Annotated in this window: 21 protein-coding genes; 8 read left to right on the forward strand and 13 right to left on the reverse strand. The window is 47.6% G+C overall.

Going from position 1 to position 20,013, the window contains the following annotated elements; translation table 11 throughout:
* Positions 1-325: 325 nt before the first annotated feature.
* The 4 genes from IE082_RS00005 to IE082_RS00020 all read right to left on the reverse strand — a co-directional run bounded on the left by IE082_RS00005 (position 326) and on the right by IE082_RS00020 (position 3,737).
* Complete coding sequence (locus tag IE082_RS00005; RefSeq protein WP_189490065.1) at positions 326-1,087, reverse strand: CPBP family intramembrane glutamic endopeptidase; 762 nt, start codon at positions 1,085-1,087, stop codon at positions 326-328.
* Positions 1,088-1,092: 5 nt separating this feature from the next.
* Entirely contained in the window at positions 1,093-2,208 is a 1,116-nt protein-coding gene (gene queA, locus IE082_RS00010; protein WP_189490067.1) for a tRNA preQ1(34) S-adenosylmethionine ribosyltransferase-isomerase QueA, read from the reverse strand.
* A 117-nt stretch (positions 2,209-2,325) separates the two neighbouring features.
* Positions 2,326-3,174, reverse strand: a complete 849-nt coding sequence (gene folD / locus IE082_RS00015) for a bifunctional methylenetetrahydrofolate dehydrogenase/methenyltetrahydrofolate cyclohydrolase FolD (protein WP_189490069.1) — start codon at positions 3,172-3,174, stop codon at positions 2,326-2,328.
* Between the two features lie 86 nt (positions 3,175-3,260).
* Entirely contained in the window at positions 3,261-3,737 is a 477-nt protein-coding gene (locus IE082_RS00020; RefSeq protein ID WP_189490071.1) for an Lrp/AsnC family transcriptional regulator, read from the reverse strand.
* 125 nt (positions 3,738-3,862) lie between these two features.
* Here IE082_RS00020 and hppD point away from each other — a divergent pair, with 125 nt between their 5' ends.
* From hppD to dacB, 7 genes are all read left to right on the forward strand, one after another.
* Complete coding sequence (hppD, locus tag IE082_RS00025; protein ID WP_189490073.1) at positions 3,863-4,951, forward strand: 4-hydroxyphenylpyruvate dioxygenase; 1,089 nt, start codon at positions 3,863-3,865, stop codon at positions 4,949-4,951.
* A gap of 13 nt (positions 4,952-4,964) precedes the next feature.
* Positions 4,965-6,275 (forward strand): homogentisate 1,2-dioxygenase, encoded by a 1,311-nt coding sequence (gene hmgA, locus IE082_RS00030; RefSeq protein ID WP_189490075.1) that lies wholly within the window; start codon positions 4,965-4,967, stop codon positions 6,273-6,275.
* The gene (fahA, locus tag IE082_RS00035; protein WP_189490610.1) at positions 6,262-7,575 is read left to right on the forward strand and encodes a fumarylacetoacetase; all 1,314 of its coding nucleotides are present in this window, start codon (positions 6,262-6,264) and stop codon (positions 7,573-7,575) included. The genes hmgA and fahA overlap by 14 nt, the downstream gene beginning before the upstream one ends.
* A gap of 25 nt (positions 7,576-7,600) precedes the next feature.
* Entirely contained in the window at positions 7,601-8,230 is a 630-nt protein-coding gene (gene maiA / locus IE082_RS00040) for a maleylacetoacetate isomerase (protein ID WP_189490077.1), read from the forward strand.
* On the forward strand, positions 8,227-9,054 hold the full coding sequence (gene phhA / locus IE082_RS00045; protein ID WP_189490079.1) for a phenylalanine 4-monooxygenase: 828 nt from the start codon (positions 8,227-8,229) through the stop codon (positions 9,052-9,054). Before maiA ends, phhA begins: the two co-directional genes overlap by 4 nt.
* Positions 9,051-9,362, forward strand: a complete 312-nt coding sequence (locus IE082_RS00050; RefSeq protein WP_189490081.1) for a 4a-hydroxytetrahydrobiopterin dehydratase — start codon at positions 9,051-9,053, stop codon at positions 9,360-9,362. The genes phhA and IE082_RS00050 overlap by 4 nt, the downstream gene beginning before the upstream one ends.
* Before the next feature lie 74 nt (positions 9,363-9,436).
* The gene (gene dacB / locus IE082_RS00055; protein WP_189490083.1) at positions 9,437-10,846 is read left to right on the forward strand and encodes a D-alanyl-D-alanine carboxypeptidase/D-alanyl-D-alanine endopeptidase; all 1,410 of its coding nucleotides are present in this window, start codon (positions 9,437-9,439) and stop codon (positions 10,844-10,846) included.
* Between the two features lie 61 nt (positions 10,847-10,907).
* On the opposite strand, the gene holA is transcribed toward dacB, so the two are convergent.
* Genes holA through leuS form a run of 3 tightly spaced genes read right to left on the reverse strand, consistent with a single transcriptional unit; the run spans position 10,908 to position 15,053 of the window.
* The gene (gene holA, locus IE082_RS00060; protein ID WP_189490085.1) at positions 10,908-11,888 is read right to left on the reverse strand and encodes a DNA polymerase III subunit delta; all 981 of its coding nucleotides are present in this window, start codon (positions 11,886-11,888) and stop codon (positions 10,908-10,910) included.
* Positions 11,888-12,409 (reverse strand): LPS-assembly lipoprotein LptE, encoded by a 522-nt coding sequence (locus IE082_RS00065; RefSeq protein WP_189490087.1) that lies wholly within the window; start codon positions 12,407-12,409, stop codon positions 11,888-11,890. The genes holA and IE082_RS00065 overlap by 1 nt, the downstream gene beginning before the upstream one ends.
* Positions 12,410-12,425: 16 nt before the next feature.
* Positions 12,426-15,053: a leucine--tRNA ligase gene (leuS, locus tag IE082_RS00070; protein WP_189490088.1), complete on the reverse strand. Its 2,628-nt coding sequence runs from the start codon at positions 15,051-15,053 to the stop codon at positions 12,426-12,428.
* A 237-nt stretch (positions 15,054-15,290) separates the two neighbouring features.
* On the opposite strand from leuS, the gene IE082_RS00075 reads away from it, so the two are divergent.
* Complete coding sequence (locus tag IE082_RS00075; protein WP_189490090.1) at positions 15,291-16,580, forward strand: NAD(P)/FAD-dependent oxidoreductase; 1,290 nt, start codon at positions 15,291-15,293, stop codon at positions 16,578-16,580.
* A gap of 176 nt (positions 16,581-16,756) precedes the next feature.
* On the opposite strand, the gene IE082_RS00080 is transcribed toward IE082_RS00075, so the two are convergent.
* From IE082_RS00080 to IE082_RS00105, 6 genes are all read right to left on the reverse strand, one after another.
* Entirely contained in the window at positions 16,757-16,990 is a 234-nt protein-coding gene (locus IE082_RS00080) for a hypothetical protein (protein ID WP_189490092.1), read from the reverse strand.
* Entirely contained in the window at positions 16,987-17,946 is a 960-nt protein-coding gene (locus IE082_RS00085; protein WP_189490094.1) for a hypothetical protein, read from the reverse strand. The genes IE082_RS00080 and IE082_RS00085 overlap by 4 nt, the downstream gene beginning before the upstream one ends.
* Positions 17,947-17,996: 50 nt before the next feature.
* Positions 17,997-18,164, reverse strand: a complete 168-nt coding sequence (locus IE082_RS00090) for a hypothetical protein (RefSeq protein WP_189490096.1) — start codon at positions 18,162-18,164, stop codon at positions 17,997-17,999.
* A 334-nt stretch (positions 18,165-18,498) separates the two neighbouring features.
* Positions 18,499-18,795, reverse strand: coding sequence for a hypothetical protein (locus IE082_RS00095; RefSeq protein ID WP_189490098.1), 297 nt, complete (start codon positions 18,793-18,795; stop codon positions 18,499-18,501).
* A 103-nt stretch (positions 18,796-18,898) separates the two neighbouring features.
* Positions 18,899-19,132, reverse strand: coding sequence for a hypothetical protein (locus tag IE082_RS00100; RefSeq protein ID WP_189490100.1), 234 nt, complete (start codon positions 19,130-19,132; stop codon positions 18,899-18,901).
* Entirely contained in the window at positions 19,129-19,986 is an 858-nt protein-coding gene (locus tag IE082_RS00105) for a putative phage abortive infection protein (RefSeq protein WP_189490102.1), read from the reverse strand. Before IE082_RS00105 ends, IE082_RS00100 begins: the two co-directional genes overlap by 4 nt.
* Positions 19,987-20,013: the final 27 nt, after the last annotated feature.

Below are 20,013 nucleotides of genomic sequence, written 5' to 3' on the forward strand. Positions count from 1 at the left end.
TGTGGATTCCCATGTGAAAGTAGGTCATCGTCAGGCTTTTATACCAAAACACCCCAGTCTCAGACTGGGGTGTTTTTTTATATCTGCTATTTGAGATAAACTAAAATGGCGGATCGCTCAAAACAACCGGGCTATTGAACGGATGGATTTATGCTCTCGGTGATACAGACGTCGTATCTTGGCTAACTGGCCCATTTCTATCACTCCTATTTACTCCCGCCAAATCTTGGCAGGATAACTTAAATAGATGGGTCAATTTCTCATGCAATTTATTACTCTTCCTGGGGCAATTTTAGGTGAGAACCAACATATATGAGAATGCATTTTAGATAGTGCAAGTTTTTCTGCTTTTAAACGACAGCCATAAAGCGATACACAAAATAATTTCTATAGCTAAAGCGCTGACAGTGATTACAGCGTGTTCAAATCCAATTAAAGGAGCGCTGATGATGCAGAAATCCCATAGCCAATGGTAGATAATCAGAGGACTCAGGCTCCCGATTTTAATGGCCAATGGTGCAAAAACCATGCCAAAAAGGAATGTGAGAGCCAACTGGATTAGCGCGGCTGAAACTGGCACCCCTCCTAATATATTCACAGCATGAAGCAGAGAAAAAAGCACTGCGCTCAAAAGCATTGATGAAAAAAGACTGTTCCTACCCAAAAATCCGCGTAAAACAATGCCGCGAAATACCAACTCCTCAGAAAGCCCCACTAAAGCTGTGCCAATCAAAGTAATAGTAAGAAGCCTCCAGTCAGCCGATGAAAGGCTTTCTATCGCTTCTATTAAAGCACTGGCATAGCCAATGAGCAGAAGGACTATGATAAAAATGAAAGGATAAAACCATCGTAGAGCTTGATAGTTGATATTATTAAACCCAACGTTTGTCCAGCCAAAGTGTTTTTTTGTTACATAAAGTCCAAGCAGTGTCATGACTATTTCAAAAAAAATAATCACATAAAACATCTCTGGCTCGCCATATGAATACCCGAAAATATGATTTGATGTATACATGCCGATAGCCATAAGAGCCACATAAACAGCAGTGGTAATAATCGCTACATTTCTTTTGTCGATTACTGTCATAAAAATTACCTTTGCTTATGCTTATTTTTTCGTTTTAGAAACATCGCATCTCCGTAGCTAAAGAAGCGGTACCTGTGCTCAATCGCGTGGTTGTATGAATCTCGTATGGTTTGTACGCCGCTAAAAGCGGAGACCAACATCAGCAACGTTGATTGCGGGAGGTGAAAGTTGGTGATGAGCGCGTCAACCAAGCCGAAACGGTACGGCGGGCGGATAAACAGGCGGGTTTCGGCTGAGGTGGCGTTCAGCTTCCAGTTTGGTGCGTGTTCTGGGTTTTGTTGTGCATACGCTGATTCTAATGCGCGCAGACTGGTGGTGCCGACGGCGATCACTCGCCCCTTTGCTTCACGGGTTTGGTTAATCAGTTGTGTGGTTGTTTCACCTATTTCAAACCATTCTTGGTGCATGACGTGCTGCGATAGATCAGTGGCTGATACGGGCAGAAACGTCCCTGCACCGACGTGTAGTGTGACATAGGCGAGTTTCACGCCTTTTGCTTGTATGGCGTTGAGTAATGGCTCATCAAAATGCAGGCCCGCTGTCGGTGCAGCCACAGCACCTTCGGCTTGCGCAAAGACTGTTTGATAGCGCGTCGCATCGAAATCATCGGCGGCATGGTCAATGTAAGGCGGTAGCGGTAAATTGCCATACGCTTCGAGCATGGGTAGTAAAGGCACGTCAGACTTGAGATGATAAAAACGATCAGTTTTTGATAAAACCGTCATTGAAAATACAGGCTCACCTGCTGAATTATGAATATGGATGGTACTGCCTGCAGGTGGGGTTTTTGAGGCACGGATTTGGGTGATGCATTCGCATTCACCAGATAGTCGGTCGAGCATGACTTCGAGTTTACCGCCCGACGCTTTTGCACCAAATAAACGTGCTTTAATGACTTTGGTGTTGTTCATCACGAGGATGTCACCAGAGTGAAGCTGGTCGATGATTTGATGGAAAATCGCGTCACCGATGGGGGTTTCGCAGGGTAATAATAACCTACTGGCGGTGCGACTTGCGGCGGGAGTCTGAGCAATCAGCTCATCGGGTAGGTTATAGTCAAAATGAGTGAGGTTTAATTCGCTCAATTGCTCGGGCAAAGCCGATTTAAAGTAATCGTGCATGGCGTGTCTGAATAGGAGGGTGGATGGTCGTTAGAATATATGAGCTCAAAATGTGTCAAACATTCTCTGACACATTTCATTGAGCCAAAAGCAAACCGGTGCAATGGTTACGACGGGTTACGTGTATTGTTCAGCCGCTTCAAGTGTGTTCATCAGCAACATGGTAATGGTCATCGGACCGACGCCACCAGGCACAGGGCTAATTGCACCCGCGATCTGTGATGCACTCTCAAAGTCCACATCACCGCACAATTTACCATTTTCATCACGGTTCATGCCCACGTCGATGACGACTGCCCCTGCTTTGAGCATATCGCCTGTGATGAATTTAGCACGGCCGACAGCGGCAATGACGATGTTGGCTTGACGGGTGTGGTGTGCTAAGTCGCGGGTTTTTGAATTGCAGATGGTCACCGTCGCACCCGCTTGCAGCATCATCATGGCCATCGGTTTGCCGACGATGTTTGATGCGCCCACCACGACAGCATGCGCACCACGCAGCACCGTCTCGCTGTGTTCGAGCATTTTCATGACACCGTAAGGTGTGCAGGCACGTAGGCGAGGTTGCCCCGTCATCAGTGCACCGGCGTTGATGAGGTGAAATCCGTCTACGTCTTTGGTCGGTGAAATGGCTTCGAGCACCGCGTGCTCGTTGATGTGTTTGGGCAGTGGCAACTGAACCAAGATGCCGTGTATGGATGCATCGTTGTTCAATGCGTGTATGCGCTCTAATAATTTGGCTTCGGTTAAATCAGCTGGGTACTGCTCGAGTACCGAGTGCATACCGACGACACCGCAGCTTTTGACTTTGTTGCTCACATAGACGTGTGAGGCGGGGTTGTCACCGACCAGTATCACGGCCAAGCCTGGGTTAATGCCGCGTGCAGACAGCGCGGACACGCGCTCTTTGATAAAGGCTTGGGTGTCGGCAGCGATTTGCTTGCCGTTGATGATTTTTGCGGTCATGGTGTGCTCGTGGGTAGGTGGGGCGAAAGCGCTATTGTACAAAAAATAGGGGCTTTTGACCTTTGAAAAATGGCTGCTATCGGCCGCTATAGCTTGTGGATCGGCAAAACATGAGTGGCTTTGATTTCTTGGAGCAAAATATTAGACCGAATATGTGTGACGATGGGTGAGTTGAGCAGTCTTTGCATCATGAATTCGTTGAGTGCGTTCAAATCAGGGACAACCACTTTGAGAAAATAATCAAAATCGCCCATGGTGGAGTAACACTCGAGCACCGCGTCGGAGCGGTCAATCAGCTCTTTGAATTCTTCGGCTGGGAATTTGCCATGCTTCTCGATGGAAACATGGATGATGGCGGTGACATGAAAGCCTGTTTTGGCGCGGTTGATGTGCGTTGCGTAGTGCTCGATAATCCCCAGCTCTTCGAGCCGTTTGACACGCCGCTGGCATTGAGAGGGCGAGAGGAATACTTGCTCGGCCAACTCGTTGTGGGTCAGGCGGCTGTTTGGTTGTAGGGCGTGTAGTAGACGCATGTCAAATTCGTCTAAGGTTGCTGTGTGCATGATTTCATCCTTTTTAATGTGTTTGGTGCGATTTTATTGCAAAAAATGTCTTTTTTATGGGGTTTATGCATGAAGTTTGCAGGTTTGTTTCGATAAAATTCACTCATCTAAACGAGGAGACAAACATGCACACTTGGGACAATCCACTGCATACCGATGGTTTTGAGTTCGTTGAATACGCATCAAGCGAGCCAGAAAAATTAGCGAAACTGTTTGAGTCACTGGGCTTTGTTGCCATTGCCAAGCACCGACGTAAGGATGTGACATTGTATCGTCAAGGCGATATTAACTTCATCCTCAATGCCGAGCATCAAGGTCAAGCCGATGCGTTCACACGCGTTCATGGGCCGAGTGCAAACGCGATGGCGTTTCGTGTGCGTGACGCAGCGTTTGCCTTTGATGAATTAGTTAAAAATGGCGCAAAGCCCGTACCGTTTGGTGCGGGGCCGATGGAATTGCAGATTCCTGCGATTGAGGGGATTGGTGGTTCGCTGATTTATTTGGTTGATCGCTATGCGGGTGCGAGTGCTGTGAGCATTTATGATATTGATTTCGAACCTTTGGCTGGGGTGGATCAGCATCCTGTTGGTGTCGGCCTAAAAATGATTGACCATCTGACCCACAATGTTGAGCGAGGCAATATGGATAAGTGGGCGGGTTTTTATGAAAAGCTGTTTAATTTCCGCGAAATTCGCTACTTTGACATTGCGGGCAAACACACGGGTTTGCATTCGCGTGCCTTGACCAGTCCATGCGGTAAGATTCGCATTCCCATCAATGAGTCTGCCGATGACAAAAGCCAAATTGCGGAGTATCTCAAAGCCCACAATGGCGAGGGGATTCAGCATATTTCTCTGTCTACTGATAATATCTATGAATCAGTTGAGACTTTGCGCGCGCGTGGTATGGGATTCATGAGCACGCCTGATACGTACTATGACAACATTGATAAACGCTTGCCAAACCATGGTGAAGATGTGGCACGTTTGCGTGAGTTGCGGATTTTGATTGACGGTGAACCAATGGATAAGGTGGGGCGTGAGGATAAGTTGCTGCAAATTTTCACCGATACAGTTATTGGTCCGATTTTTTATGAAATCATTCAACGCAAAGGTAACGATGGCTTTGGCGAGGGTAATTTCCAAGCGCTGTTTGACTCGATTGAGCAAGACCAGATCAAACGTGGTGTGTTAGATGTCAACTCAGCGACATAAGAGAGTTTTTATCATGAACTTATCCTTTCAATCGGGTTTTCGAAACCATTTTTCCACCGAGGCATTATCCAATGCACTGCCTCATGGACAGAACTCGCCTCAGCGTTGTCCATATGATTTATACGCAGAGCAGCTCAGCGGAACAGCATTTACAGCACCGCGCTCACACAATCTGCGCTCATGGTTGTATCGCATCCGCCCATCGGTGGTGCAGTCTGCATTTGAGCCGATGGTTGTCCGTAATGCAGTGTCTGAACCATTCCAATCATCTCCTGTGAATCCGACACCGATGCGCTGGGGCGCATTGCCGATGCCCAGTGAACCGACTGATTTTATCGATGGGTTGTTTACAGTCTGTGGTAACGGTGATGTACGAACTCAGTCTGGTGTGGCGATTGCCCAATATGCGTTCAATCGAAGCATGGTTGGGCGTTTTTTTTATAATGCTGATGCCGAGATGCTGCTGGTGCCTCAGATGGGCACTTTGACGATTCGCACGGAGTTTGGGGTTTTGCAGGTGGCACCAAAAAGCATTGCGGTGATTCCGCGCGGTGTTAAATTTCAAGTGCTTTTGGCCGACGTTGTGATGCAAGCGCGTGGTTACGTCTGCGAAAACCATGGGGCGCCGTTTGAGTTACCCAGCCTTGGCCCGATTGGCGCAAATGGTTTAGCCAATCCGCGTGACTTTCTCTCGCCAGTGGCGGCGTTTGAAGATGAGACGGGTGTGTTTGAGTTGGTGGCGAAGTTTGATGGGGCATTTTGGCGAGCCAGTTTGAGTCACTCGCCGTTGGATGTGGTGGCATGGCATGGTAACTATGCGCCTTATCAATATGATTTGACCCTGTTCAATGCCATTAATACAGTGAGCTTTGACCACTGTGATCCATCAATTTTCACCGTGCTTACCTCACCATCGGCTGTGGCGGGCACGGCGAATGTAGATTTCGTGGTTTTCCCATCACGCTGGATGGTGGCCGAACACACATTTCGCCCACCATGGTTTCATCGCAACGTCATGAGTGAGTTTATGGGTTTAATCGAAGGCGTGTATGATGCGAAAGCTGAGGGATTTGTCCCTGGCGGTGCGAGTTTGCATAATTGCATGTCCCCTCATGGGCCTGATGCACTTACCTTTGACAAAGCGTCAACCGCTGAGTTAAAACCTGAGTACTTGGACAATACACTGGCATTTATGTTTGAAACACAGTGGTTGCTGCAGCCAACCGCACAGGCATTATCGGCACAAACGTTTGAAAAAAATTACATGAACGTTTGGCAAGGATTAGACAAAAAATTTTCGGGAGTATATGATGACGTTGAATGAAACACACGATCTGTCACTAAAAAGCTGGGTGGAGTCAGCCAATGATGGCGTGACTGACTTTCCGATTCAGAACTTACCGTTTGCAATCTTTCGACGACGCGGCGCGTTTGAGGACTTTCGGGGCGGCGTGGCAATTAGCAATCAAGTGTTGGATTTATCGCTTTTGGTGCAGCAAGTAGCTTTGAGTGGCATGGCACATGCGGCGGCACACGCTGCGAGCCAGTCGTCTCTTAACGAGTTCATGCGAATGGGTGATCAGGCATGGTCGGCTTTGCGATTGGCTTTGTCGCGTGGCTTGCGTGTGGGGGCTTCCGAAGAAGTGATTTGGCAAAAGTGCCTCATCCCACAGTCAGAGGTTGAGTACGCTTTGCCTGCTTGGATTGGTGACTATACAGATTTTTATACGTCGATTCACCATGCGACGAATGTGGGTAAGCTGTTTCGTCCAGATCAGCCGCTCATGCCGAATTATCAATGGGTACCGATTGGTTATCATGGCCGCAGCTCGTCCATAGTGGTGTCGGGTCATGACATTGTGCGTCCGCGCTCACAACTAAAAGCACCGAATGATACTACCCCAAAACTCGGGCCATCACAAAAGCTCGATTATGAGCTGGAGCTGGGTGCCTACATCGGTGTGGGCAATGAGTTGGGTGAGTCAGTGGCGATTGACGATTGGACACAGCATGTATTTGGTCTGTGTGTCTTGAATGACTGGTCAGCGCGCGATGTACAAGCGTGGGAGTATCAACCGCTTGGGCCATTTTTGTCGAAGAATTTTGCCACCAGCGTCTCGCCGTGGATTGTCACGATTGAAGCTTTGCAGCCGTATATGCAGGACTGGCAGCGTCCATCTGATCATCCGCAACCATTGGATTACCTTGACTCTGAGCGACACCGCGCGACAGGTGCATTGAACATTGACTTGGATGTTTGGTTGCAAACCAAATTGATGCGCGAGCAAAATCAGTGGCATCATGTGTCACATGGCAACTATGCCGATGCGTACTGGACACTGGCGCAGATGGTTGCACACCACACCATTAATGGTTGTAACTTGCAAGCAGGCGATTTGCTCGGAACGGGCACGCAGTCTGGGCCTGAACTGGTTCAAGCGGGTGCGTTGATTGAGTTGACCACCAATGGACAGCAGCCATTGCAGTTGCCCAATGGCGAGACACGTGGATTTTTGTGTGATGGTGACTCGGTGAAAATGACCGCGACCTGTGTTCGTGAGGGTTTTGCTCGCATTGGCTTTGGCGAAGTGGTAGGGACAATTTTGCCTGCGTTAGTGTGCTGATTTGAGTGTGGAATAAGGAGCTGTGATGCGTACTTTATATGACTACTTTCGATCATCGGCGGCGTATCGCGTGCGCATTGCATTGGCTTTGAAAAACTTACCTTATGAGCGCGAGCATGTGTTGTTGTTAGAAAACATGCAAAACAGCCAAACCTATAAAGCCCATAATCCACAAGGTTTGGTGCCCGCTTTGGAAGAGGATGGGGTGACGCTCACTCAGTCTTTGGCCATCTGTGAGTATTTGGATGAAGTGTATCTTGAGCCTGCGTTGTTACCAGTCGATGCACTGGGTCGTGCTCAAGTCAGAGCAATGGCGTTAAGCATTGCCTGTGACATTCATCCGCTCAATAACATGCGAGTTTTACGTTATTTGACGCAGACTTTTGATGTGACTGCGGATGAAAAAGACGATTGGTATCGTCACTGGATTGATGTCGGGTTTGCTGCGTTCGAGTCGCATTTGAGTCGCACAGCGGGTTTGTATTGCTGGGGTGACACCGTGAGCTTGGCCGATGTGTGTTTGGTACCGCAGGTTTATAATGCTCGGCGGTTTCAGTATGACATGACTCGCTATCCACGCATTGCGGCGATTACCGAGCAGTGTTTGAGTTTACCCGCCTTTCATTTAACCAGTCCAGAACAGGTGTCATCATGAAACACACTACTGAGCTAACCGTGCGTGACGACTTCACCATTGATCAGCCGCTACATCTGTATACCGAGACAGACCACGAGGTTTGGCGAAGCCTGTACGCTCGTCAAACTGCCTTGCTTGAGGGGCGAGCTTGTGATGAGTATTTGGCGGGCTTGCATCATTTGGATATGGGGCATGAACGTGTCCCTGTGTTTGAAGAATTGAATCAAAAACTCATGGCGGCGACGGGTTGGCGTATTGTCGCGGTGACGGGATTGGTACCTGATGCGGTATTTTTTGAGCACTTGGCCAATCGACGCTTCCCTGTCACGTGGTGGGTGCGTGCGCCTGAGGAAATGGATTATTTACAAGAGCCTGATTGTTTTCACGATGTGTTTGGTCACGTGCCCTTACTCATCAATCCTGTCTTTGCTGATTATATGCAAGCCTATGGCGAGGGCGGTATGAAAGCCGAGCATTTGCATGTTTTGCCGATGTTGGCGCGCTTGTATTGGTATACCGTGGAGTTTGGTTTGATTCAGACTGACAACGGCCTGCGCATTTATGGTGCGGGAATTGTCTCGAGCAAAACTGAGAGTATTTATGCATTAGAGTCGGAAGTCCCCAATCGCATTGGGTTTGATTTAACGCGAATTTTGCGGACGGAGTATAAAATCGACGATGTACAAAAGACTTATTTTGTGATTGATGATTTTGATAAGCTCATGAGTGATACACGACAGGATTTTACGCAAATGTATTTGAATCTTGATGGCTTATCGACATTCAAACCCACAGATATACTGGCTCAAGATAGAGTCATCAACAAAGGAGTGACACCATGATTCGTTTGTCTGATTCAGAGCGAGAGGTTCACATGGCGGCATTGACAAAGTGGAAGCACGATGCGGTTCGCGACGCCATCCATAGGCAGTATTTGTTCAAAGACTTTAACCAAGCCTTCGGGTTCATGACCCGTGTGGCACTCTACACCGAACAAGTGAACCATCATCCTGAGTGGTTCAATGTGTGGAATCGCGTGGATGTCACTTTGACGACACATGATGTATCGGGCTTGTCCATGCGGGATATTTCGATGGCACAGTGGATGGACACGGTTTATTGCTCGATGATCGATAAGGCGAGCGGTTAAATAAGTTGTTTAGGTAGAGAGGTTTTCTGGCTGCTTGTCATATAATTTCATCTTTGAATTTTTGGGATGCTTTGATGAGACAATTATGGATGTTTGCCAGCTTGACCTTTGGTTTGACTGCGGCGGCTCAGGAACCGTCTTTCGGCGTCAAATCTGATTTAATTTCTGCCCAAAAAATATTTGTCCCAACCGCCTATAAGACTGGTGTTGCGCCTTTTCAGATGAGTTTTTATGCGCAGCCCATCAATCAGACAAAGCCAATCTTGTCGCTCAATGCGCAACGCTCACAAAACCCTGCATCTGTCATCAAACTCATCACTAGCTATGCCGCACTGAACACTTTGGGTGCTGATTATCAATGGCGCACACAGCTTCTCACAACAGAACAACCTGATGTGCAAGGCACTTTGCACGCCCCACTTTATCTTAAAGGGAGCGGCGATCCACAGTTGGTGATCGAAAAAATTGAGCAACTGGTTGCGGGATTGGTCAAATCTGGTGTGAGAAATGTCCAGTCCCCCATCATTGTTGACCGTTCTATCTTTAAAGATGAACGACAAGATGCCGCTAGCTTTGATGGCGAGCCATCGATGCCATACAACGCGCAACCAGATGCAGCGTTGATGAATTATCGAGCGATTAGTTTCAATTTTGACCCAGCCACCAGATCGGTGAGTGCCATACCAAACCTGCACGAGTACCCGGTTATTACTGCTGTTCAATGGATCGATGGGGCGTGTCCCAATACGGGTTGGAAAAGCACCGTTCGCTTAAACGTGTCTGCTCAAAGTGCGATGGTTTCAGGGCGTTACTACAGTGACTGTGGCTCTAATCAATGGCATGTTCATGCGTATCAAATGACGGCGAACGATTATGTGCAGCGTGTATTTGGCACACTGATGAAGCGCCGACAGTCGGTCAGCGAGGGTGTGACACCCAAAAATGCTTTGCCAGTCGCTGAGGTGTACTCCAACCCTTTGCCTTTGGTGCTCAAAGACATGAATGGCTTTAGCAATAATGTGATGGCTCGTCAGATTTATCTGTCTCTATCGGCGAAACAAAACGGCATTGGTTCTCTCACAGACAGTGCGGCGGCGGTTCGTGATGTATTGCGACAAAAGGGCTTGTTGTTTCAGGGGCTAAATATGGGTAATGGTTCTGGGCTGTCTCGACAAACGCGGGTTCGTGCGGTGGATTTGGGACAGCTATTGGTTAATGCTGCGAATGATGAGCCGTTTGTGAATAGCTTGCCGATTCTCGGCGTATCAGGCACTGTGAAAAATCGTCTGCTCGACTCTGACATGGTTGGGCGTGGCCGAATCAAAACAGGAACGCTCGATACCGTGCGTGCGATTGCGGGTTATATCGATGGCAAAAGCGGTCAGCGCTATGCCATCGTCAGCATCATTGAGGGGCCAAATGCACAGACGGTGGCGGCGAAAAAGCTGCACGATGAGTTTATGATTTGGGTGGGTAATCAATAAACAATCAGTAAATATTGACGGCATCAACGTTGGCCAAAAAATAATCGGGAAGTTTTCCCGATTATTTTTTTTGTGCAATGCGCAGAGCGATTTGGCTGGCGAGCTGTAATGTGGCTTCCCACACATCGCCTTTGGATAAACCTTTGGCCATGCGGTCAAGCTCTGCCGTTCGTGTCAGCGCATTTTTGAGAAAAGGTGTGGTTAAGGCGCGCAGCGCGGTCGGCATGAGTTTTTCTCGTGCGCCCCAGATGCGGTGTTCGCGCATCAGACTGGGCAGGTGGCCGCCACCATCCAATTCAATTTTTAAGCGGGTGAGGGCGCGAATGTCCTCAAATAAAGACCATTGCACCAAAACAATGGCTTCGCCCTCAGCTTTGAGCCCTTCAATCATTCGACACGTTCGAGCCACATCACCCGCGAGCAAAGACTCAGTGAGCGAAAACACATCATAGCGCGCCACGTTAAATATGCTGTTGTGAATGTCTTCGTCAGAGAGCGTACCCGCTGGAAAGAGTAGGGCGAGTTTCTGAATCTCTTGGTGCGCGGCAATCAAATTGCCCTCAAATTGCTGCGCCATCAGTTGGAGCGCGGCGGGGCTCGCGCTCATATTTTGTTGTTTGAGTCGTTCGGCAATCCAGCGCGGTAATTGAGTCAGTGAAATACTGCCAATCTCAATCGGGTCAGCTGCTTGTGCTAATTGCTTGAACCAAACGCTGTTTTTGCTGGTTTTGTCCAAGCGCGGCAGCGTGACCATGATGAGCACACCATCTGAGAGTTGCTGACAAATGGTTTTGAGCGCGTCGCCGCCATCTTTGCCGGGTTTGCCTGTCGGGATGCGCAGCTCGATGATTTTTTTGTCACCAAACAGCGACAGACTGCGCTGAGCGTCAAGTACAGGCGCCCAGTTGAATTGCCCCTCAATGCTGAACACTTCACGCTCACTGTAGCCAGCAGACCGTGCGCGTGCACGCCAAGCATCGACCTGCTCCTGAACCAGCAGGGCTTCGTCGCTGCAGATAACCGTTAGTGGTGCGAGGCTCATTATTGGGCAGCGTTGGTGAGGCGAATCGCGCGCAGGCGATATTGAATCTGATTGGCCAACTCCAAATCCATGTCATCGGCCAAGCGTGCTTCCTCTAAATCCAAACCCGTGATATATCCATCGGCTGCTGACAAGGTTCGGGTGACCGTCAGTCGTGTCGGGGCAATGAGAGGTTGCTTATTGGCATCGTAAGCCTGAATTGTCACACTGCCGAACAGGCGGTATTCGGTGATACGACCTTGAGAGTTTTTGGTCAGGATGTCTTTACTGTGGCTCACGTCGCCGATTTCGGTGGTGACTTGTGCAGGAGTAGTTTTACCCACAACGCGGACTTGGCCGCGCATGAGGTTGGCCAGATTTTGAGCGATGTTCGACTCAGTGTCGCCGACAATGCTCAAGGTCTGATAGGTCATCAAAGTCGCACTGCCGGCATTTTGTGAGCCACGCAGGTGAAAACCACATGCTGTTAATGCTGAGACACACAGGACGATGGTGCTGATTTTGCGTAAGTAATGAAACATGGGGTTCCTTTTATGTTCAAACCACAATGTTGATGAGTTTATTAGGTACGACGATGAGTTTCTTAATCGGCTTTCCTTCCATGAATTTTTGCACGGGTGCTAATTCTAAAGCCAGCGTTTGCAATGCATCGTTGTCTGCAGTTTTGGGTGCAGTGAGTTGGTCGCGAAGTTTGCCGTTGACCTGAACCATGTAGGTAATATCGTTGCGCTCTAAAGCTGATTCGTCAACGGTTGCCCACGGTGCATCAATCAACTCACCACAAGAAGCAACATAGCCCAGCTCGTTCCACAGTTGCGTGGTCAAGTGTGGCACGATGGGGTATAGCACGCGCAGCAGTATCGAAACTGACTCAGGCAGGGCTTTACCCAACGGCGCAACATCGTTTTTGCAGGTGGCTTCTAACTCATTGAGCAGCTTCATCGCGCCAGAGGCGACGGTGTTGTACTGCAAGCGATCGTAGTCAAAGTTGATTTGTTTGAGTAACGAGTGAACGGTAAAACGTAAATCTTTCGCCGCCGTACTTGGTGTCAACTCGGCATCTTTTTGCGCAGCAATCGCGTCTTTTTGAGTTTGGCAGAAGTGCCACACGCGCTTGAGAAAGCGATGCGAGCCTTCAACGCCAGAATCAGACCATTCCAATGTTTGCTCAGGCGGCGCGGCAAACATGGTGAACAAACGTGCTGTGTCTGCACCGTACTGCTCAATCAAGGCTTGCGGGTCAATGCCGTTGTTTTTTGATTTGGCCATTTTCTCAGTGCCGCCGATGTGGACTGGTTGACCGTCTGATTTGAGCAGGGCAGAAACAGGGCGACCTTTGTCGTCAAACGAGACTTCAACGTCAGCAGGGTTAAACCATGATTTTCGGCCTGTGTCGTCTTCGCGGTAGTAGGTTTCGTTCAGCACCATGCCTTGCGTGAGCAGGTTTTTAAACGGCTCGTTGAATTTCACCAGTCCCATGTCGCGCATGACTTTCGTCCAGAAGCGCGCATAGAGCAAGTGCAAAATCGCGTGCTCAATCCCACCGATGTACTGATCCATAGGCATCCAGTAATCGTTGCGCTCATCGACCATTTTGTCCGAATTCGGGCTGGTGTAGCGCATGTAGTACCACGATGAATCAATGAACGTGTCCATCGTGTCCGTCTCGCGACGTGCTGATTTACCGCAGCTTGGGCAATCGACGTGGAGGAAGTCTTCGCGTTTGTTCAGCGGGTTGCCTGAGCCGTCGGGAATGCAATCTGTTGGCAAAACAACGGGTAAGTCCTTTTCGGGAACGGGTACAACACCGCACGAATCACAATGAATCAAAGGAATTGGCGTGCCCCAGTAACGTTGACGGCTAATGCCCCAGTCGCGTAGGCGATAAGTGGTTTTGAGCTCGCCCAAACCTTTGGCTGATAAATCTGCTGCGACTTTTTGCACGGCATCTTTAAAGCTCAAACCATCGTATGCGCCGCTGTGGATACACAGGCCGTGTTCTTTGTCAGCGTACCAATCTTGCCATGCGGCAGTATCATAGACCTGTTCGTCGACGGTGACGACTTGTTTAATCGGCAAATCGTATTTCAAAGCAAACGCGAAATCTCGCTCATCATGCGCAGGCACACCCATCACCGCGCCGTCGCCATAGCTCATGAGCACATAGTTACCCACCCACACATCAATCATTTCACCCGTGAGTGGATGTTTGACTTGTAAGCCCGTGTTCATGCCTTCTTTTTCCATCGTCGCCATGTCTGCTTCCATCACGCTGCCGAGTTTGCATTTGTCGATGAAGGTCTGTAACTCTGGGTTGTTTTGCGCGGCGTGCGTCGCCAGCGGATGTTCTGCTGCCACGGCGCAGAAAGTGACACCCATGATCGTATCGGCGCGGGTGGTGAACACATACATTTTGCCGTCGCTAATCAACTCACCTGACGCATCGCGGATGTCGTGGGTAAAGGCAAAGCGCACACCGACGCTTTTGCCAATCCAGTTCTCTTGCATGAGCTTCACACGAGATGGCCAGCCAAGTTCGTCCAAATCATTCAGCAATTCTTCTGCATAATCGGTAATTTTGAGGTAATAGCCTGGAATCTCACGCTTTTCAACCAATGCACCTGAGCGCCAGCCACGCCCGTCAATCACCTGCTCATTCGCCAAAACCGTTTGATCAATCGGATCCCAGTTCACGACTTGGGTTTTGCGGTAGGCCACGCCTTTTTCCAGCATTTTGAGGAAAAACCATTGATTCCATTTGTAATAATCTGCATCGCACGTCGCAAACTCGCGTGACCAGTCAATCGCCAAGCCCATTGCCTGCATTTGTTGCTTCATGTAGGCAATGTTGTCGTAGGTCCATGCAGCAGGAGGGACTTTATTATTCAACGCGGCATTTTCGGCAGGCATCCCGAACGCATCCCAGCCCATCGGCATCAATACGTTGAATCCTTTCATGCGGAGCTGACGTGCCATCACGTCGTTAATCGTGTAGTTGCGCACGTGACCCATATGCAGCTTGCCCGATGGGTAGGGCAGCATTGAGCAGGCGTAGAATTTAGGTTTATTGTTGTTTTCGGTGACAGTATAAACATCGGCGGCTGTCCAAGCGGCTTGGATAGCGATTTCGAGGGCGCGGGGTTGGTACGTAGGAATTGGGTTCATTGTCGGTCTATCGTCAAACAAAAGGTGAAAATCAATACAGAGAAAGCCGCCATTATAACGTTTTGCACTGTTGAAAATAGCCCTAAATCCGATTCTCGGACAACAATCCATCGCATACAAGTAACAGCGTGAACCCAACAAACACACTTTGGATGAACAAGATACGTTAATTTGGTACTGTCCTGACAGAGTGAATGGTGGTTTAATACCACTTTCCACCCATTTCATAAGGCCATTATGTACGCCCAAGACGCCAAACTCGCGCAAAACTCCTACTACGCCGCCACAGCCACGCCGTTGCCTGAGCAGCCGAAATTGCAAGGCAATGTTACCGCCGATGTTTGTGTGGTCGGTGCGGGACTGGCTGGTCTGTCCGCTGCGTTAGAGTTGGCACAAAAAGGCTATAAAGTGGTCATCCTTGAAGGTCGCCGCATCGCATGGGGCGCATCGGGGCGCAACGGTGGTCAAGCCATCGCTGGGTATGCATGTGAACAAGAACCATTTGAGAAGCAGCTTGGCTTGACCGATGCGAAAAAAGCCTTTAACCTCACACTTGAGGGTTTAGACCTCATGCGTGAGCGCATCAAAACCCACGGCATTGATTGCGACTGGACAGATGGCTACATGACCGTCAGTGTCAAGCCAAAATCCACACCAGACCTGCTCGCATCGGTGGAGCACATGCGTGACGTGTATGACTACCCACATTTGCAAGCCATCTCGCCGGAAGAAATGAGCCAATGGGTCGCCTCAAAACGTTACCACGCAGGTGTGCTCGACCACAACAGCGCTCATCTGCACCCACTCAAATACGCACTCGGTGTGGCGAAAGCTGCCATGAGCGCAGGCGTCACCATCTACGAGCATTCCGAAGTCACCGAACTGATTCACGGTGACCCAGCCACCATCAAAACCGCCCACGGTCAAGTCACCGCAAAATTCGTCGTGCTCGCAGGCAATGTCTACCTTGATAAAACCGTCAAAAAACTCTCAGGCCGCATCATGCCTGTCGGCACCTACATCGTTGCCACAGAGCAATTGGGCAAGGAGCGTGCTGACGCGCTCATCAAAAATCGCGTCGCCATGTGTGACAACAATTTCGTTTTGGATTACTTCAGAACCACCAAAGACGACCGAATGCTGTTCGGCGGGCGCGTCAGCTACTCAGGCGTCACACCTCCGAACCTCAAAGAATCCATGAAAGGCACCATGCTGCGCGCCTTCCCCCAGCTCGCTGATGTCAACGTCGAATACTGCTGGGGTGGCTTTGTGGACATCACGGTCAATCGCGCCCCAGACTTTAACCGCCTCGCGCCCAACGTCTACTACCTGCAAGGCTTATCAGGCCATGGCCTCATCCTTACCAACATTGCAGGCAAACTCGCCGCCGAAGCCATCGCAGGTCAAGCCGAACGATTTGACATGATGGCAAAAATCAAACATCTGCCATTCCCTGGTGGGCGTGCGTTTAGAACACCTGCACTCGTGCTTGCGATGGCTTACTATCGTTTGCGGGATTATTTGTGAGCTGACTTGTTATGTCCGAACTTACCGTTCTTTGCCAGTTCACTGGCTTTGACATAGGCGGTGTTTTTTGCCATGTTCTGCGCGTCATACGCATCAAGGTAGGGTCCATCTGTGACATGCCTTGCGCGATGTTATCGCAAAATTTAAGCTGTTTTTGAGTGATTGGCATATTTGGCTTATCTAAACGCATCCGCTTCAATGTAACGCCCGACTGGGTTCATGCACACGGCGCACTGCCCATTCAGTATCAAGCTGCCTTTTTCTGCTTTGCCTGACGCATTAAACATGGTTGTGACATTTTTGCAATGGCTGCAATACACATTTTCTAAAATGTTCTTTTTGTCGTCAATGGATAGCAAACTCCATAACTGAGCGGCTTGTGGTGTGAATTTAGGGAGTTTGAGGGTCATTTTTTATGCAATATGACTGGTTTTGCCTTGTATGCAGCTTCAGTGATTTCGATACTGAAAAAACCATCCATGCCAGGAAACTCACGCTTGATTAATCGTCTTAGATTTATAGCTTTAAGATGTTCGAATAATCCCGATTTTTCGGCTGCGAGTCCCAAGCCCTCCCGTCCCTCTTTAACAAACAAAATATTCATCGCTAAAGCAATCAATTCAGCCTCTGTTAGCTGCGCTTTAAAAAAGCGGATATTTTCCCATTTTAGTTTTCCTTCTTGCTCAAGTTCTTGCTTAAGCAACTGATATGTTATTCGAAATATGTTGGAATGTTCTTTTAAAAAAGAATCGTAATTTATAAGTGCTGGATAACCTGTAGCCAAAAGAAAATTTCCCCAATCGTCAAAATTGCTACCATCATACTTACTCAACTCATAAATTGTAGATGTAGTAGGGTCCATAAAAATAAATTCAGGGTAGAGAGGCGTTTCTTTTTCCCAATTAAGAAAATTTTTCAAATTAATATTTTTAGCTGTAGATAAAAATTTCAAATACTGTTTACCTCTGTAATCATGTTTTTGATTATCGTTTTTTTCAGTTAATACCGCATCATTTAATGCGCGTACATAAGCCTCATACATTTTCAAAAAATTAGTTGTTTGGGCAGCTTCTCTGTCTTTTTCCTTTCCCTCTGCATACCTTTGCTCTTCAAGTTTAAGCTGCTCAGAGATTAGTTCATTTGCTTTAATCTGGGCTTTAAAAGCTCTATATACCAACCAAGCTGATAGCAAGCCAATAAACGGTGCTGTTGTGCCGCCAATGGTATCGCCAACTTGACCCAAGTTAGTAAAATCACCAATCCAAGGGCGTGTAAACAACCAAGGTAAGATAAAAATCCCCAATAGCCCTAAGCAAAGCACAATAGTGACCTCATGTTTTTTAAACCAGTCCAATGTTTTTTTCATCCTCAAATCTCCAATTTAGGCACGCCTTAACAATCTTAAAATCACGGATATTAACTGATAACCATGGTTTTTGTGACTTCATTTGGTGATTCATGAAAGCTCACCTGTCCTGCTGTATCCGTGAATAGAGCCAATACAGTGTTGTCGCCCAGCAAAGCACGGTCAATGTTGTTGATGTCTTTTGGCGGTTTTGCGGTGTTTGGTTTTTCGGCGGCCATTTATTTGTGTGTCCGTTGGTTCGATTTGGATGTTGTTCTCATAACGGATACACAAGTTGTTTTTCGTCTATGGCTGCCAAGGGTTGGCTTGGGATAGCAAAAAGCCCGCAATTGCGCGGGCTTCATGTTTTTTCATGCTAACGTCAGGTGACGTCTGACGAATCAGGGACAAGTAAAAACACATGAAAGCCAATAAAATAAACAAATAAGAAAAACGATTTCTTTTTCGGATACACAAACGGATACACAAAATAAAAAACGCTTCTGAAAATCCTATGGGTGTCGCCTCGATTTTCAGTGTTAGATGAGACTGTCATTTAACAAAAACTCATGGCTATTTGACTACGATAACCGTTGCCCCGCCAAAGCGAGGTTTGTTTTCAATTTTTTCAGGTTTATTGTACCCGTGTATTTTATTGAGTAGTTTGATGGTTTTGAGCCTTTGACTAATTTTGCGTTTTGATTTTGCCAGTTTGAGGGTTTCAAGCTCCTCAATTAAAGCAATGGTTAGCTCTCGGTTTAATTGCAAAATCTGCTCTTTTTCTTGCTGCCTGAATAATGCAATTTTTGCCATAATCTTACCGTTTTTAGTCAGCTCACTGGCTTTGACATAAGCGGTGTTTCTTGCCATGTTATGCGCGTCATACGCGTCAAGGTAGGCATCTACCTGCGACATACCTTGTGTGATGTTATCGTAAAATTTAAGCTGCTTTTGAGTGAGTGGCATATTTTGGTTATCTAAACGCATCCGCTTCAATGTAACGCCCGACGGGGTTCATGCACACGGCGCACTGCCCATTCAGTATCAAGCTGCCTTTTTCTGCCTTGCCTGACGCATTAAACATGGTTGTGACATTTTTGCAATGGCTGCAATACACATTTTCTAAAATGTTTCTTTTATCGTCAATGGATAGCAAGCTCCATAACTGGGCTGCTTGTGGTGCGAATTTAGGGAGTTTGAGGGTCATTTTTTATCCAATATGACTGGGTTTGCCTTGTATTTATCTTCAGTGATTTTGATGTTAAAAAAGCCGTCAGAATCAGCCTCATTTTTGAGTAAGGAAACAAATAACTGAGTTTTTAAGTGCTTAAATAGGCCTGCTTTCTTAGCCACTTCTGCCAAACCATCACGCCCTTCATCATCCCATAAACAATTTACCGCCATTAATATCAACTCATCTTCTGTTAACTGCGCTCTAAAAAATCGAATGTTGTCCCATTTTTGAGTACCATCTTGAATTAATTCTCTTTTAAGTAAATGATAAGTTATGCGCAGTAATGGGGCATATTTATAAAAATCATTATTTTTAAGATGGCTTGACACTGCCTCTTTTTCAATTGCATATAAAAGCTCGCTCTTACCTACTCCCACTCCTTTATTATCAAAAGAAACTATTGTGCTACCCCAAACAACACTCTTAATAGAGTGCCTGTCTTTAGCAGCCAAAGAAACATAAGTCTCATACATTTTCAAAAAATTAGTTGTTTTGGCCGTTTCTCTGTCTTTTACCTTTTCATCGTGATAAGCACGCAGCGCAAGCATCACAGTTGCAAGCCCAATAATTGGATTCAGCACACCGCCAAAAAAATCGCCAAATTGACCACGCAAGTCGTTCACAGTCGGCGCTTGAACTGGGGGTATTTCAGGCCATAACGGGATTTGCCAAACATACTTATAAAATAGCCATACAAATAATGATACGCCCACAAAGCCAAAAACATATTTAATGCTCGCTTTCATGCTCTTATAACCCATAATATTTTTAAATATTTCGTTAAAAAAATACAATATTACAACAGACAACACAAATAAAAGTGCCACGAATGTAAACAAGACAATTTGCGTGAA

The organism is Formosimonas limnophila (genome assembly GCF_014652675.1).
GTDB classification, from domain to species: Bacteria; Pseudomonadota; Gammaproteobacteria; order Burkholderiales; family Burkholderiaceae; genus Hydromonas; species Hydromonas limnophila.

Excerpts from the sequence above, each read along its gene's own strand:
- IE082_RS00100 (WP_189490100.1), bottom strand. The coding sequence starts at position 19,132 with ATGACCCTCAAACTCCCTAAATTCGCACCACAAGCAGCCCAGTTATGG.
- dacB (WP_189490083.1), top strand. The coding sequence starts at position 9,437 with ATGAGACAATTATGGATGTTTGCCAGCTTGACCTTTGGTTTGACTGCG.
- IE082_RS00020 (WP_189490071.1), bottom strand. The coding sequence starts at position 3,737 with ATGCACACAGCAACCTTAGACGAATTTGACATGCGTCTACTACACGCC.
- hppD (WP_189490073.1), top strand. The coding sequence starts at position 3,863 with ATGCACACTTGGGACAATCCACTGCATACCGATGGTTTTGAGTTCGTT.
- IE082_RS00065 (WP_189490087.1), bottom strand. The coding sequence starts at position 12,409 with ATGTTTCATTACTTACGCAAAATCAGCACCATCGTCCTGTGTGTCTCA.
- IE082_RS00085 (WP_189490094.1), bottom strand. The coding sequence starts at position 17,946 with ATGAAAAAAACATTGGACTGGTTTAAAAAACATGAGGTCACTATTGTG.
- maiA (WP_189490077.1), top strand. The coding sequence starts at position 7,601 with ATGCGTACTTTATATGACTACTTTCGATCATCGGCGGCGTATCGCGTG.
- IE082_RS00005 (WP_189490065.1), bottom strand. The coding sequence starts at position 1,087 with ATGACAGTAATCGACAAAAGAAATGTAGCGATTATTACCACTGCTGTT.
- fahA (WP_189490610.1), top strand. The coding sequence starts at position 6,262 with ATGACGTTGAATGAAACACACGATCTGTCACTAAAAAGCTGGGTGGAG.
- holA (WP_189490085.1), bottom strand. The coding sequence starts at position 11,888 with ATGAGCCTCGCACCACTAACGGTTATCTGCAGCGACGAAGCCCTGCTG.
- queA (WP_189490067.1), bottom strand. The coding sequence starts at position 2,208 with ATGCACGATTACTTTAAATCGGCTTTGCCCGAGCAATTGAGCGAATTA.
- IE082_RS00090 (WP_189490096.1), bottom strand. The coding sequence starts at position 18,164 with ATGGCCGCCGAAAAACCAAACACCGCAAAACCGCCAAAAGACATCAAC.
- hmgA (WP_189490075.1), top strand. The coding sequence starts at position 4,965 with ATGAACTTATCCTTTCAATCGGGTTTTCGAAACCATTTTTCCACCGAG.
- IE082_RS00095 (WP_189490098.1), bottom strand. The coding sequence starts at position 18,795 with ATGGCAAGAAACACCGCTTATGTCAAAGCCAGTGAGCTGACTAAAAAC.
- IE082_RS00050 (WP_189490081.1), top strand. The coding sequence starts at position 9,051 with ATGATTCGTTTGTCTGATTCAGAGCGAGAGGTTCACATGGCGGCATTG.
- IE082_RS00075 (WP_189490090.1), top strand. The coding sequence starts at position 15,291 with ATGTACGCCCAAGACGCCAAACTCGCGCAAAACTCCTACTACGCCGCC.
- IE082_RS00080 (WP_189490092.1), bottom strand. The coding sequence starts at position 16,990 with ATGACCCTCAAACTCCCTAAATTCACACCACAAGCCGCTCAGTTATGG.
- folD (WP_189490069.1), bottom strand. The coding sequence starts at position 3,174 with ATGACCGCAAAAATCATCAACGGCAAGCAAATCGCTGCCGACACCCAA.
- leuS (WP_189490088.1), bottom strand. The coding sequence starts at position 15,053 with ATGAACCCAATTCCTACGTACCAACCCCGCGCCCTCGAAATCGCTATC.
- phhA (WP_189490079.1), top strand. The coding sequence starts at position 8,227 with ATGAAACACACTACTGAGCTAACCGTGCGTGACGACTTCACCATTGAT.